This is a genomic window from Streptomyces sp. NPDC030143 (genome assembly GCF_055573695.1).
The window spans coordinates 75,025-88,194 of record NZ_JBVIAY010000015.1 but is presented as its reverse complement, the minus strand read 5'-3'; the positions used below and the strand labels follow the sequence as shown (position 1 = coordinate 88,194).

Below are 13,170 nucleotides of genomic sequence, written 5' to 3'. Positions count from 1 at the left end.
CCGGCCGTGGAACCCGGCCGGGGCACCTCGCGACGGGGTGGGTCAGTCCTCGTCGGACTCCTCGGAGCTCTCCGCCTCGGTGGTCGCGCCGCCGCTCTCCAGCAGCCGGGCGAGCTGGCGGCCGACGATCCGCTTGAACTTGCGCTGCTGCGGCCGCGTACGGTCCAGCACCGCGACCTCCAGCCGCTCGGCGGGGATCTCCCGCTGCGTGCCGTTGGTGTCCCGCGACAGGGCCTGGACGGCCAGCTTGAGGGCCTCGGCGAGGCTCATGCCGTCCTGGTGGCGCTGGTCGAGGTAGCCGCTGATCTGCTCGGCGTTGCCGCCGACCGCGACCGAGCCGTGCTCGTCGACGATCGAGCCGTCGTGCGGCAGCCGGTAGATCTGGTCGCCGTCCGGCGTCTCCCCGACCTCGGCCACGACCAGCTCCACCTCGTAGGGCTTCTCGCCCGCCGAGGAGAAGATCGTGCCCAGGGTCTGGGCGTAGACGTTGGCCAGGCCGCGCGCGGTCACGTCGTCCCGGTCGTAGGTGTAACCACGCAGGTCGGCGTAGCGCACACCGCCGATGCGGAGGTTCTCGTACTCGTTGTACTTGCCGGCGGCCGCGAAGCCGATCCGGTCGTAGATCTCGCTGAACTTGTGCAGCGCACGGGACGGGTTCTCGCCGACGAAGACGATGCCGTCGGCGTACTGCAGCACGACCAGGCTGCGACCGCGGGCGATGCCCTTGCGCGCGTACTCCGCGCGGTCGGCCATCGCCTGCTGGGGTGAGACATAGAACGGCGTCGACACCGGTTATCCGTCCCTTTCTGTGGAAGTCACTCGATCACCTTGCCAAGAGGGGCGGCCGGCTACAGCAGCGCGGCCCGCGGGCCGTCCGGCTGCTCGAGACGGCGCTCCAGGATGGAGCGGGCGATCCCGGAGGACTCGTCCTCGGTGAGCCGGCGGAAGCCGTCCTCGGTGATCACGGTGACGATGGGGTAGATCCGGCGGGCGACATCGGGACCGCCGGTCGCCGAGTCGTCGTCTGCCGCGTCGTACAGGGCCTGCACGACGAGCGTCGTGGCCTGCTCCTCGGTCAGGTCCTCGCGGAACAGCTTCTTCATCGCGCCGCGCGCGAAGATCGAGCCGGAGCCCGTCGCCGCGTAGTGGTGCTCCTCGGAGCGGCCGCCGGTGACGTCGTAGGAGAAGATCCGGCCCCTGCCGCGGTCCACGTCGTACCCGGCGAAGAGCGGGACCACGGCCAGGCCCTGCATGGCCATGCCGAGGTTGGAGCGGATCATCGTCGACAGCCGGTTGGCCTTGCCCTCGAGCGAGAGCTGGGCGCCCTCGACCTTTTCGAAGTGCTCCAGTTCCAGCTGGAAGAGCTTGACCATCTCCACGGCGAGACCGGCGGTGCCGGCGATGCCGACGGCCGAGTACTCGTCGGCCGGGAACACCTTCTCGATGTCCCGCTGGGCGATGACGTTGCCCATCGTGGCGCGCCGGTCACCGGCGAGCACCACGCCGCCGGGGAACGTCACCGCGACGATCGTCGTGCCGTGCGGGGCCTCGATCACGCCCTGGGTGGGGGGCAGTTGCCGGTTGCCGGGCAGCAACTCCGGCTGCTGCTCCGACAGGAAGTCCATGAACGAAGAGGATCCAGGCGTCAGGAAGGCTGCCGGCAGACGCCCGACGCCGCGAGAGTTGGCTTCCACGAGGTTCCTTCCGGATGGGCCGAATTCACAGTTGAAGCATCGGTATGCGAGGGACCTTACCCGGCTCGCGACGGTGATCCACATGTCCGGCCGAAGCCTTCGGGGAGATCACGCGGCACCTCGTCCGGAGCGCGAGGACCGGTGAGCCCGAGTCAGGTCGCGGGCCCACCGGTCACTCACACCCCCGCACCTTCAAACCTTCGATTCGAAGAGAAGGAAGCCTTACTGTCCACCCTTCTGAACGAAGGACCGCACGAAGTCCTCGGCGTTCTCCTCGAGGACGTCGTCGATCTCGTCCAGCACGGAGTCCACGTCGTCCGACAGCTTCTCCTGGCGCTCCTTGAGGTCCTCGGAGGCCTGCGCCTCCGCCGCCTGCTCCTCGACCTCCTCCGTGGAGCGCGTCGCCTTCTGCTGGCCGCCGCCGGTGTCCTTGGTCGCCATAACCCTCACCCCGCTCAGTTCGCCCGACATGGTCGACAGGTCGGCATTCCTGCCGATCGGTGATGATCAGACCCTACAAGCCGGGTCCGACATCGGCCCCGCAGTTACCGGAACGTACGGGAGCCATCTCGATGATTCCCGGGCGACGGGGTTTCCACCCCGCCCGCCCGGGTCCGGCCGAGTACCCGTTCAGCCGCCCGACAAGACCCTGACCAGGTCTTCCGCCGTACGGCAACGGTCCAGGAGCTCCTTGACGTGATTTCGCGTTCCGCGAAGCGGTTCCAGGGTTGGGACGCGCTGGAGGCTGTCGCGGCCGGGAAGGTCGAAGATCACCGAGTCCCAGGAGGCCGCCGCGACGTCGTCCGCGTACTGCTCCAGGCAGCGTCCGCGGAAATACGCGCGCGTGTCCTCCGGAGGCTTGCTCCTGGCCCGCTCGACCTCACTCTCGTCCAGGAGCCTCTTCATCCTGCCGCGGGCCGCGAGACGGTTGTAGAGGCCCTTGTCGGGCCGCACGTCGGCGTACTGGAGGTCGACCAGGTGCAGCCGGGCCGCGTCCCAGTCGAGCTCGTCACGGCGCCGGTAGCCCTCCATCAGCTCGCGCTTGGCGACCCAGTCCAGTTCGCCGGCCAGGCTCATCGGGTCGTTCTCCAGGCGCGTGAGGGTGTCCTCCCAGCGCGCCAGGACGTCTTTGGTCTGGTCGTCGGCGTCCGCCCCGAAGCGTTCCTCCACGTACTTGCGGGACAGCTCGAAGTACTCCATCTGCAACTGGACCGCGGTGAGTGTGCGACCGCTGCGCAGCGTGACCAGACGCCGGAGCGTCGGGTCGTGCGAGACCTGGTGCAACGTGCGCACCGGCTGGTCGACGGCCAGGTCCACCGCGATGAAGCCGTCCTCGATCATCGACAGGACCAGGGCCGTCGTGCCGAGCTTGAGATAGGTCGAGATCTCGGAGAGGTTGGCGTCGCCGATGATCACGTGGAGGCGGCGGTACTTCTCCGCGTCGGCGTGCGGCTCGTCGCGGGTGTTGATGATCGGGCGCTTGAGGGTCGTCTCCAGGCCGACCTCGACCTCGAAGTAGTCCGCGCGCTGACTGAGCTGGAAGCCGTGCTCGTGGCCGTCCTGGCCGATGCCGACGCGGCCCGCGCCGGCGAAGACCTGGCGGGAGACGAAGAAGGGCGTGAGGTGGCGCACGATGTCCGAGAAGGCGGTCTCCCGCTTCATCAGGTAGTTCTCGTGCGTGCCGTAGGAGGCGCCCTTGTTGTCGGTGTTGTTCTTGTAGAGGTGGATGGGCTGGGCTCCGGGGAGCGCGGCGGCGCGCTCGGCGGCCTCGGCCATGATCCGTTCGCCGGCCTTGTCCCAGAGGACGGCGTCGCGCGGATTGGTGACCTCGGGGGCGCTGTACTCGGGGTGTGCGTGGTCGACGTAGAGGCGGGCGCCGTTGGTGAGGATCACGTTGGCGAGGCCGATGTCCTCGTCGGTGAGCTGGCTGGAGTCGGCGGCCTCGCGGGCGAGGTCGAAGCCTCGCGCGTCCCGCAGCGGATTCTCCTCCTCGAAGTCCCAGCGAGCCCGGCGGGCCCGGTGCATCGCCGCCGCGTAGGCGTTGACGATCTGGGACGAGGTGAGCATGGCATTGGCGTTCGGGTGGCCGGGGACGGAGATCCCGTACTCCGTCTCGATGCCCATTACTCGCCGTACGGTCATGCGGCCCTCCTTGCCCGGCGGCTCCCTCGGTCGTGGGCGCCGCTCAGATACCGCTGGTGCTCCGGTGCGTGCGAGGTGCCCGTCCCCGCACTGCGACCGGCGGTACGGAAGAGCCTAGAACGCCTCTGCGCCCGCGGGGAGATCATTTGCGTCATTGCACTGCTCCAGCCGTGGCCCGAAAAGCAGTCGGCTGCGGGTACCCGGAAAGGGCACCCGCAGCCGCCCTGTTTTTTACAGGTACTGTCCGGTGTTCGCCACCGTGTCGATGGAGCGTCCGGTGTCGGAACCCTGCTTTCCGGTGATCAGGGTGCGGATGTAGACGATCCGCTCGCCCTTCTTTCCGGAGATCCGGGCCCAGTCGTCCGGGTTGGTGGTGTTCGGCAGGTCCTCGTTCTCCTTGAACTCGTCCACGCAGGCCTGGAGGAGGTGGGAGACGCGCAGGCCCTTCTGGTTCTTCTCCAGGAAGTCCTTGATCGCCATTTTCTTGGCGCGGCCCACGATGTTCTCGATCATGGCGCCGGAGTTGAAGTCCTTGAAGTAGAGGACTTCCTTGTCACCGTTGGCGTAGGTGACTTCCAGGAAGCGGTTCTCCTCGGATTCCGCGTACATGTGTTCCACTGCCGTCTGGATCATGCTCTGGACGGTGGTGGTCTTGTCGCCGCCGTGCTCGCCGAGGTCGTCCCCGTGGAGCGGGAGGCGCTCGGTGAGGTACTTGCCGAAGATGTCCTTGGCCGCCTCGGCGTCCGGACGCTCGATCTTGATCTTCACGTCCAGCCGGCCGGGCCGCAGGATGGCCGGGTCGATCATGTCCTCACGGTTGGAGGCGCCGATCACGACCACGTTCTGCAGGCCCTCCACGCCGTCGATCTCGGCGAGCAGCTGCGGGACGATGGTGTTCTCCACGTCCGAGCTGACACCGGAGCCGCGGGTGCGGAAGAGCGACTCCATCTCGTCGAAGAAGACGATGACGGGGGTGCCCTCGCTGGCCTTCTCACGGGCCCGCTGGAAGACGAGGCGGATCTGCCGCTCCGTCTCACCGACGTACTTGTTCAGCAGCTCGGGGCCCTTGATGTTGAGGAAGAAGCTCTTGCCGGCGGCCTGGCCGGTGACCTCGGCGACCTTCTTGGCCAGCGAGTTGGCGACGGCCTTGGCGATCAGCGTCTTGCCGCATCCGGGGGGCCCGTACAGCAGGACACCCTTCGGCGGCCGCAGTTCGTGCTCCTTGAACAGGTCCGGGTACAGGTACGGCAGCTCGACCGCGTCGCGGATGGCCTCGATCTGGCCGCCCAGGCCGCCGATCTGCTCGTATCCGATGTCGGGGACCTCTTCGAGGACGAGTTCCTCGACCTCGCTCTTCGGAACGATCTCGTAGACATAGCCGGAGCGGGGTTCGAGCAGCAGGGCGTCGCCGGGGCGGATGGTGACGTCCAGCAGCGGCTCGGCGAGCCGTACCACCCGTTCCTCGTCGGTGTGCCCCAGCACCAGGGCGCGCTCGCCGTCCTCGAGGATCTCCTTGAGGGTGACGATGTCCCCGACCCGCTCGAACTCCATGGCCTCGACCACGTTGAGCGCTTCGTTGAGCATCACTTCCTGGCCGCGCCGGAGATCGTCGAGCTCGACGCCGGGGCTGACGTTCACCCGGAGCTTGCGGCCCCCGGTGAAGATGTCGGCCGTGCCGTCCTCGTTCGCCGCGAGGAAGACACCGAAGCCGGCCGGCGGCTGGGCGAGCCGGTCGACCTCCTCCTTGAGGGCCACGATCTGGTCGCGGGCCTCACGGAGCGTGTTGGCGAGTCGCTCGTTCTGGGCGGACACGCCGGCCAGGTTGGTCTGCAGCTCGACGATCCGCTCTTCGAGAATCCTCGTGTGTCGCGGAGAGTCGGCGAGCTTGCGTCGCAGGACGGCGATCTCCTGCTCAAGGTAAGCGATCTGCCCGGCCGGGTCGTCGGACCCTCGTCCCGGGCGGATGCCGCGGTTCATGTCGTCGTCGTGGGCTGCCACGGTCCTCACCTCCTCCAAGGGGAGCTGGACGCTTCCAGACCCTACCTGGGTGGGTGTCGATTGAAACCCCTAGATCACAAACACTGTCGGGGTGTGTCCGATCTTCACCCTTGCGCTCTCCCTCACGCCAGGGGGATACCCACCGAACATGATTGGAAAGCTGCCGGAGGTAGGGTCGAAGTGTTCAACACCCGTCAGAGCCTGCATCGTTCCCGTGCGGCTCGGCAGTAAACGGCAGGAGACATGAGCGTGCAGCAGGAGGCCGGTGTCGGCGACGAGGCGCTGGAGGTCTGGATCGACCAGGATCTCTGTACCGGCGACGGCATCTGCGCCCAGTACGCGCCAGAGGTGTTCGAGCTGGACATCGACGGCCTGGCCTACGTCAAGAGCCCTGAGGACGAGCTCCTGCAGGACAAGGGGGCGACGACACCGGTTCCGTTGCCGCTGCTGACGGACGTGGTGGACTCGGCCAAGGAGTGTCCGGGCGACTGCATCCACGTGCGACGGGTTTCGGACGGGGTCGAGCTCTACGGGCCTGACGCGGAGTGAGCGGTCACGCGCGGTCTGTCATGGCTGTCTGATTTCTCACAACCTCCGGTACATCCGTCAGACGCTGTGGGCTCCCGCGGGCGTGGTGCGGACGAACGCGTCATCCTTCCACCGCCACTTGGCGCCGTCCTTGACGTCGGGGCAGCAACTGGGCACGTCGGCCGAGGAGTAGCCGAGCAGCGAGGCGAGGACGGCGCCGTCGCCGACGGAGAGGCTCGTGACCGTGAGGCGGTCCTTCGGGTCGACGAGCGTGGCCACCACGCGTGCGTGGCCCGCGTCGGCGGACCGCGTGAGCACGTAGACGCCGTCGGGCGGGGTGCCCATGGGGGCGTCGCAGTGGACGGCGGCGACCGTCTCGGGCCTGCCGTCGCCGTCCAGGTCTCCGGAGGCCTGTTTCACCACCACCGTCTCGACGGGGCCGCATTCGATCGGGAAGTCGACGCCGGTGGTGGCGGGAGCCGCGACGGTGGCCGGGGCCGGCTTCGTCTCGGGGCCGGACGCCTGGGCGGCCGTCGCCGGGTCGGGCTGCAGGACCGAGGAGAGGGCCAGCACACCGGCCAGAGCCGTGGCGGTGGCGACCCAGTGGATCGGCCGGGCGTGGGTGTGGGCCGGTTCCGGGACGGCGGATTGCTGCACGAGGAAGCGTCTCCTGTGAGGGCTGTGCCGGTGGGGTGGGAGGCCAGCATCGTGCCACACGTCACACGAGGGGGGAACGGCGGGGTGCGAGGTTCACCCCCGCGGTGAGCCAAGGCGACGGCGTCGTGGCCGAGTTCCCGGTCCGTTCCGGGAACTCGGCCACGACGCCGGTCGGTTGCGGCGCCGGGACCACCGCGGACCGGCCGCCGGCCGGTCCGCGCCGCCCCCGCTTCCGCGGCGGGCACGCGCGGGGCGGCGCGCCCCGACCGTCGGTTCAGCGGCCGCTGCCCCCGTCGGCGTTCGGCCCCGCGTAGTCCTCGCCGTAGGCGCCCTTCGCGGGGCGGCGGCGGCGCATGGGGGGCTCGACGCCGTCGGCGAGGCGGCGGGCCGTAAGGAGGAAGCCGGTGTGGCCGATCATCCGGTGGTCCGGGCGGACGGCGAGGCCCTCGATGTGCCAGTTGCGGATCATCGTCTCCCAGGCGGTCGGCTCGTTGAAGCAGCCGATCTCGCGGATGGACTCGACGGTCCGGGCGAGCTGGGTGGTGGTCGCCACGTAGCAGCACAGGATGCCGCCGGGCACGAGCGCCTTGGAGACGGCCTCCAGGCACTCCCAGGGGGCGAGCATGTCGAGGATGACGCGGTCGACGTCGGTGTCGGACAGGTTGTCCTGGAGATCGCCGACGGTGAGCTGCCAGGCGGGGTGGGGTCCGCCGAAGTAGCGCTCCACGTTCTGCTGCGCGATCTCGGCGAAGTCCTCGCGGCGCTCGTAGCTGTGCAGCATGCCCTGGTCGCCGATGGCGCGCAGCAGGAAGCTGCTGAGCGAGCCGGAGCCGACACCGGCCTCCACGACGCGCGCGCCGGGGAAGATGTCGGCGAAGGCGAGGATCTGCCCCGCGTCCTTGGGGTAGACCACGGCGGCACCGCGGGGCATGGACAGGACGTAGTCGGGGAGCAGGGGGCGCAGCGCGAGGTAGGCGACGTTCCCGGTGGTGCGGACAACGCTGCCCTCGGGAGCACCGATCAGTTCGTCGTGCGGGAAGGAACCCTTGTGGGTGTGGAAGTTCTTCCCGGCCTCGAGCGTGAACGTGTAGTGGCGGCCCTTGGGGTCGGTCAGCTGAACCTGGTCCCCGACCTTGAAGGGCCCGCGCCTGCGGGCGGCACCGGTCGGTTCGGACATGTGACCAGCCTACCGGGGTTTACGGGGGCCGCCGACCACTGGGTCCTGCCCGAACGACGGGCCCTATGAGGGCCGGGCCATCGCCTTCACGAAGGCCCGCTCGACGTCGGCCGCGGACAGCACGCCGTAGATCTCCCCGGTCTCCTCGACGACGAGGTACTCGGTGGCGGGTGTCTCGCGCAGGGCGTCCAGCAGGTCCTCCCCCGCCAGCTCGGCGGAGACGCGCATGCCGTCGGTGAGTTCCTGGGCGAGTCCGCTGACGGCGACCCACGGCCGGCGGTGTTCGGGTACGCCGACGATGGCGGCCTCGCGCACCAGGGAGAGGGGCTCGCCGTGGGCGTCGACGACCACCAGGGCGCGGGCGCCGGCGTCGTTGGCGCGGCGCAGGGCCTCGGAGAGCGGGGTGTCGGACTCGACGGGGACGGCGCGGCGGGTGAGGTTGCGGGCGCGCAGCTCGGGCAGGTGCTCGCGCAGGCGGGCCATGCGCAGGCTGTTGCCGGCGCCGGTCCAGATGATCGCCGCGAGGATGGCGGCGAGCAGGGCGTCCATGACGGTGTCCATGCCGACGCTGTCCTCGGCGGAGGCGCCGAGCGCCCCGGACTGGGTGAGCAGCGGCAGTCCGACGAGGACGGAGACGGCGAGGGCGCGGCCGACCCAGGCCGCGGCGATCGTGCCGCTCATGGGCTTGCCGGTGATCTTCCAGACGACGGCGCGGAGCATGCGGCCGCCGTCCAGGGGCAGGCCGGGGAGGAGGTTGAAGACCGCCACGATCAGGTTGGAGATCATCAGGCCGGCCAGCAGCACGCCGGGGACCGTGCCGCGCTCGACGGACTGCAGCGCGAGGTAGAAGAGGCCGGAGAGGGCGAGGGAGAGGAGCGGGCCGACGAAGGCCAGCCAGAACTCGCGGCCCGGGGTCTCGGCCTCCTTCTCGATCTCGGAGACGCCGCCGAAGAACTGGAGCCGGATGCGGCGGACCGGGAGCTTGAAGCGCAGGGCGGCGACCGTGTGGGCCAGTTCGTGGACGAGGACGGACGCGTAGAAGGCGACCGCGAAGAAGAGGGAGACCAGGTAGCGGGCCGCGCCGAGTTCGGGCAGCACGCGGTCGAGCTGGCCGCCGAACACCCAGGTGATCAGCGCGGCGACGAGGAACCAGCTGGGCGCGACGTAGACGGGGACGCCGAAGGGGCGGCCCATGAGCAGCCCGCCGCGGGGCTCCGGGGGACGGTGGGGCGGCCGGTTCCTGCCGGGGCGCGTGGTGGGGGCGGTCGGGGCCCCGGTGCGGTCCTCGGGGTCGGGTGTCGCTCCGGAAGGCGCCTGCGGGTCGGCGGGAGGCTCCTCGGGGGCCGGGGCGTCGGGCAGGGGCGCAGGTGTCGTGGGTCGCTCGGCCGACTCGTCGCTGTCCGGCCGCGGCCGCCCGCTCCCGCCGCTTTCCACCACGATGTCCCCTTGTTCGAAGCGTCTCCCGCTCCAGCCGGGCGGAAGGGTCTGTGACCGATGGTATGCGGCCGTCGGGGTGTGGTACGCCCCGGCACCCCCTGTGTTCCGCCGGTCGCCGGCGGTGCCGGATCGCGACTGGGTGACTGTCGGTGGCGGGCCGTATGGTCTGGGGCATGGAGAGCAGCAGCGAGGGTGCCGCCCCGGCGGGCGGCGGGGATGTCGTGGAGGCGCGGCCGCAGCCGGCGGTGCCGGAGGCGGTGACGGCCGTGCCCGGACAGGCCGCGGCCGGACCGGCGGCCGATGAGCGGGTCGTCGTCGCCATACCGCCCGCCTCGCTGTCGCCCTCGCGGGCGGGTGACTTCATGCAGTGTCCGCTGCTGTACCGGTTCCGGGTCATCGACCGGCTGCCGGAGAAGCCGAGCGCGGCGGCCACCAAGGGGACGCTGGTGCACGCGGTGCTGGAGCGGCTCTTCGACGCGCCTGCGGCCGAGCGGACCGCTCCGCGGGCGAAGTCGCTGATCCCCGGGCAGTGGGACCGGCTGCGCGAGGCGCGGCCCGAGGTCGTGGAGCTGTTCGCCGACGACCCGGAGGGCGAGCGGCTCGCCGGCTGGCTGGCGGAGGCGGAGCAGCTGGTCGAGCGGTGGTTCACGCTGGAGGACCCGACGCGTCTGGAGCCCGCCGAGCGGGAGCTGTTCGTGGAGGCCGAGCTGGAGTCGGGGCTGACGCTGCGCGGGATCATCGACCGGGTCGACGTGGCGCCCACCGGGGAGGTGCGGATCGTCGACTACAAGACGGGCAAGGCGCCCCGGCCGGAGTACGCCGAAGGCGCGCTGTTCCAGATGAAGTTCTACGCGCTCGTGGTGTGGCGCCTGAAGAGGGTGATCCCGCGGCGGCTGCAACTGGTGTACCTGGGCAGCGGGGACGTGCTGACCTACGACCCGGTCCGCGCGGACCTGGAGCGGGTGGAGCGCAAGCTGCTCGCGCTGTGGGAGGCGATCCGCCTGGCCACCGAGTCGGGTGACTGGCGGCCGCGGCCGACGAAGCTGTGCGGCTGGTGCGACCACCGAGCGCACTGCCCTGAGTTCGGCGGCACTCCCCCGCCGTACCCGCTGCCGGTGAGGGCGGCCGAGTCGCGGGAGGCGGAGCAGGGCAGAATGGGGCCGGGCTAGAGAAGGAGACTTACGTGGCCATCCGCGTCCTACTGGTCGACGACCAGCCGCTGCTGCGCACCGGCTTCCGGATGATTCTGGAGGCCGAGCAGGACATCGCGGTCGTCGGCGAGGCCGGAGACGGCCTCCAGGCCCTCGACCAGGTGCGGGCGTTGCAGCCCGATGTCGTACTGATGGACATCCGCATGCCCCGCATGGACGGCGTGGAGGCGACGCGGCAGATCACCGGTCCCGGGCGGGACGGCCCGGCGAAGGTCCTGGTGCTGACGACGTTCGATCTCGACGAGTACGTGGTGGAGGCGCTGCGCGCCGGGGCCAGCGGCTTCCTGCTCAAGGACGCTCCGGCCGTCGAGCTCGTGCAGGCGATCCGGGTGGTCGCCGCCGGTGAGGCGATGCTCGCGCCGAGCATCACGCGCCGGCTGCTCGACAAGTACGCCACGCATCTGCCGTCGGGTGACGAGCCGGTGCCGGACACCCTGCACACGCTCACCGACCGTGAGGTGGAGGTGCTGAAGCTGGTGGCGCGCGGGCTGTCGAACGCCGAGATCGCCGCCGACCTGTTCGTCAGCGAGACCACCGTCAAGACGCACGTGGGGCACGTCCTGACCAAGCTGGGGCTGCGTGACCGGGTGCAGGCCGCGGTGTACGCGTACGAGAGCGGACTGGTGCGTCCCGGCGCGCAGTAGTGCGGCGGGACGACAGCGCGCGGAGGGCGCCCCTGGTGACCAGGGGCGCCCTCCGCGCGTGTGGTCGTGCTCCGCCTCAGGCCTTGCTGAGTTCCCAGAAGCGGAAGACCGTCGAGGCGTCCAGGCAGTTCTCGAGGCCGTAGACGTCCTCGTGGACGACGGCGTACTGCTTGGCCTGCCAGACGGGCAGGACGGGCAGTTCCTCGGCGACGAGGTCCTGGAGCTTCCCGAAGTCCGCGTCGGTGGAGGAACGGTTCGTCTCGGCGGCGGTGCGCGGGATGAGCGTGCCGGTGATGGCGGCGTTGGCGTAGTTGTTGCCGAGCACGTTGCCCTCGCCGAAGAACGGCGCGGTGAAGTTGTCGGCGTCCGGGTAGTCGGGCACCCAGCCCTTGACGTACACGCCGTACTTGCCGGCGGCGATGTCCTTCTCGTACTGGTCGTAGGCGACGGACTTCACGTCGGCGGTGAACAGGCCGCTCGCGTTGAGCTGGGCGGCGATGGCCTTCAACTCCTGGTCGGTGGCCGGGCCGTAGCGGGACGGGGTGGACCACAGAGTGAGCTTCACCTTGCCGGTGACACCCTCCTCCTCGAGCGCGGCGGCGGCCTTGGCCTTGGAGGGGCTGGAGCCGTAGCGGTCGAAGAAGGCGGTGTTGTGGCCCGCGATGCCGGCCGGGACGATCGAGTACAGCGGGTCGGCGGTGCCCTGGTAGACGTCCTTGATCAGGGCCTCGCGGTCGATCAGGTGGGCGATGGCCTTGCGGACGCCGAGCTTGCCGGCCACCGGGTCGTCCATGTTGAAGACCAGGTGCTGCACCTCGGCGCTGCTGCCCTCGACGACCTCCACACCGGAGTCGCCGGTGCTCTTGTCGACGTCGGCGATGTCGGTGGCGGTGAGGCCCCGGTAGGCGATGTCGATCTCGTCGGCGAGCAGGGCCTGCTTCAGGGCGCTCTGGTCGCCGTCGAAGAACCTCAGGGTGACGCCGCTGTTGTGGACCTCGGCGCTGCCCTCGTAGTTCTCGTTGACGGTGAAGACGGCTTCCTCGTCGCTGAAGGACTCCAGCTTGTAGGGGCCCGAGCCGGCCGCCCTGCCGTCCTCGCGCAGACCGTCGGCGTCGTACTCGCGGTGGTTCACGATCGAGCCGGCGCCCGAGGCGATCTTGCTGGGGAAGGTGGCGTCGGGGACCTTCAGTTTGAACACGACGGTCTTGTCGTCCGGCGCCTCGACCGAGCCGAGCATGGGGAACATGATCGCGGGGCCGGCGTCGTCGCCGATCTTCAGCATGCGGTCGAAGGAGAACTTGACGTCCTCCGAGGTGAGCGCGTCACCGTTGCTGAACTTCAGGCCGTCCTTGAGCGTGCACTCGTAGACCTTGGTCTGCGCGTCGGTGAAGGAGCACTGTTCGGCCGCGTCGGGCTCGGGCTCCGTGCCTCCCTTGGGGAAGCTCAGCAGGGACTGGAAGACGTTGTTGAACAACAGCCATGAGCCCGGGTCGTAGCCCGAGGCGGGGTCCGTGGCCAGGACGTCGTCGGACATCCCGACGATCACGGAGGAGCCGTCGCCGCCGGAGTTCCCCTGCTCCGAGCCGCAGCCGGTCAACAGGCCGGAGGCCAGCCCCGCCACGATCGGCAGGACCGGCCACTGGTTGCGCATGTTCACGTGCGTGTGCCTTGTCGTCGTTCTC

At 69.9% G+C, this 13,170-nt stretch carries 12 protein-coding genes; 3 read left to right on the top strand and 9 right to left on the bottom strand.

Annotated features, from left to right (window positions below; genetic code table 11):
- Positions 1 to 42: 42 nt before the first annotated feature.
- From prcA to arc, 5 genes are all read right to left on the bottom strand, one after another.
- Positions 43 to 789 (bottom strand): proteasome subunit alpha, encoded by a 747-nt coding sequence (prcA, locus tag ACZ4YY_RS24525; RefSeq protein ID WP_468293981.1) that lies wholly within the window; start codon positions 787 to 789, stop codon positions 43 to 45.
- A 59-nt stretch (positions 790 to 848) separates the two neighbouring features.
- Positions 849 to 1,694: a proteasome subunit beta gene (gene prcB, locus ACZ4YY_RS24520; RefSeq protein ID WP_468293978.1), complete on the bottom strand. Its 846-nt coding sequence runs from the start codon at positions 1,692 to 1,694 to the stop codon at positions 849 to 851.
- Between the two features lie 222 nt (positions 1,695 to 1,916).
- A complete protein-coding gene (locus ACZ4YY_RS24515; protein WP_030244016.1) occupies positions 1,917 to 2,135 on the bottom strand; it encodes a ubiquitin-like protein Pup in 219 nt (72 codons plus the stop codon).
- Positions 2,136 to 2,324: 189 nt separating this feature from the next.
- Positions 2,325 to 3,836 carry a depupylase/deamidase Dop gene (gene dop / locus ACZ4YY_RS24510; protein ID WP_468293976.1) on the bottom strand — a complete coding sequence of 504 codons (1,512 nt, stop codon included), beginning with the start codon at positions 3,834 to 3,836 and terminating at the stop codon, positions 2,325 to 2,327.
- 231 nt (positions 3,837 to 4,067) lie between these two features.
- Positions 4,068 to 5,834, bottom strand: coding sequence for a proteasome ATPase (gene arc, locus ACZ4YY_RS24505; RefSeq protein WP_468293973.1), 1,767 nt, complete (start codon positions 5,832 to 5,834; stop codon positions 4,068 to 4,070).
- A 243-nt stretch (positions 5,835 to 6,077) separates the two neighbouring features.
- Between arc and ACZ4YY_RS24500 the strand changes: the two genes are divergently transcribed.
- On the top strand, positions 6,078 to 6,383 hold the full coding sequence (locus tag ACZ4YY_RS24500) for a ferredoxin (protein WP_468293971.1): 306 nt from the start codon (positions 6,078 to 6,080) through the stop codon (positions 6,381 to 6,383).
- A 57-nt stretch (positions 6,384 to 6,440) separates the two neighbouring features.
- Here the strand turns inward: ACZ4YY_RS24500 and ACZ4YY_RS24495 are convergent, their stop codons facing one another.
- The 3 genes from ACZ4YY_RS24495 to ACZ4YY_RS24485 form a co-directional block, all read right to left on the bottom strand.
- Entirely contained in the window at positions 6,441 to 7,019 is a 579-nt protein-coding gene (locus ACZ4YY_RS24495) for a hypothetical protein (RefSeq protein ID WP_468293968.1), read from the bottom strand.
- A gap of 274 nt (positions 7,020 to 7,293) precedes the next feature.
- The gene (locus tag ACZ4YY_RS24490) at positions 7,294 to 8,196 is read right to left on the bottom strand and encodes a tRNA (adenine-N1)-methyltransferase (protein ID WP_067031713.1); all 903 of its coding nucleotides are present in this window, start codon (positions 8,194 to 8,196) and stop codon (positions 7,294 to 7,296) included.
- A gap of 63 nt (positions 8,197 to 8,259) precedes the next feature.
- Positions 8,260 to 9,633 carry a site-2 protease family protein gene (locus ACZ4YY_RS24485; protein WP_468293965.1) on the bottom strand — a complete coding sequence of 458 codons (1,374 nt, stop codon included), beginning with the start codon at positions 9,631 to 9,633 and terminating at the stop codon, positions 8,260 to 8,262.
- A 173-nt stretch (positions 9,634 to 9,806) separates the two neighbouring features.
- Between ACZ4YY_RS24485 and ACZ4YY_RS24480 the strand changes: the two genes are divergently transcribed.
- Together ACZ4YY_RS24480 and ACZ4YY_RS24475 are read left to right on the top strand one after the other, a co-directional pair.
- A complete protein-coding gene (locus ACZ4YY_RS24480) occupies positions 9,807 to 10,802 on the top strand; it encodes a RecB family exonuclease (RefSeq protein ID WP_468293963.1) in 996 nt (331 codons plus the stop codon).
- 14 nt (positions 10,803 to 10,816) lie between these two features.
- Positions 10,817 to 11,488: a response regulator gene (locus ACZ4YY_RS24475; protein WP_044380401.1), complete on the top strand. Its 672-nt coding sequence runs from the start codon at positions 10,817 to 10,819 to the stop codon at positions 11,486 to 11,488.
- A gap of 76 nt (positions 11,489 to 11,564) precedes the next feature.
- Here ACZ4YY_RS24475 and ACZ4YY_RS24470 read toward each other — a convergent pair whose 3' ends face one another.
- Complete coding sequence (locus ACZ4YY_RS24470) at positions 11,565 to 13,145, bottom strand: ABC transporter substrate-binding protein (protein ID WP_468293960.1); 1,581 nt, start codon at positions 13,143 to 13,145, stop codon at positions 11,565 to 11,567.
- Between the last annotated feature and the right edge of the window lie 25 nt (positions 13,146 to 13,170).

Coding starts and splice junctions, on each gene's coding strand:
- ACZ4YY_RS24500 (WP_468293971.1), top strand. CDS start 6,078: ATGAGCGTGCAGCAGGAGGCCGGTGTCGGCGACGAGGCGCTGGAGGTC.
- ACZ4YY_RS24515 (WP_030244016.1), bottom strand. CDS start 2,135: ATGGCGACCAAGGACACCGGCGGCGGCCAGCAGAAGGCGACGCGCTCC.
- ACZ4YY_RS24480 (WP_468293963.1), top strand. CDS start 9,807: ATGGAGAGCAGCAGCGAGGGTGCCGCCCCGGCGGGCGGCGGGGATGTC.
- ACZ4YY_RS24490 (WP_067031713.1), bottom strand. CDS start 8,196: ATGTCCGAACCGACCGGTGCCGCCCGCAGGCGCGGGCCCTTCAAGGTC.
- dop (WP_468293976.1), bottom strand. CDS start 3,836: ATGACCGTACGGCGAGTAATGGGCATCGAGACGGAGTACGGGATCTCC.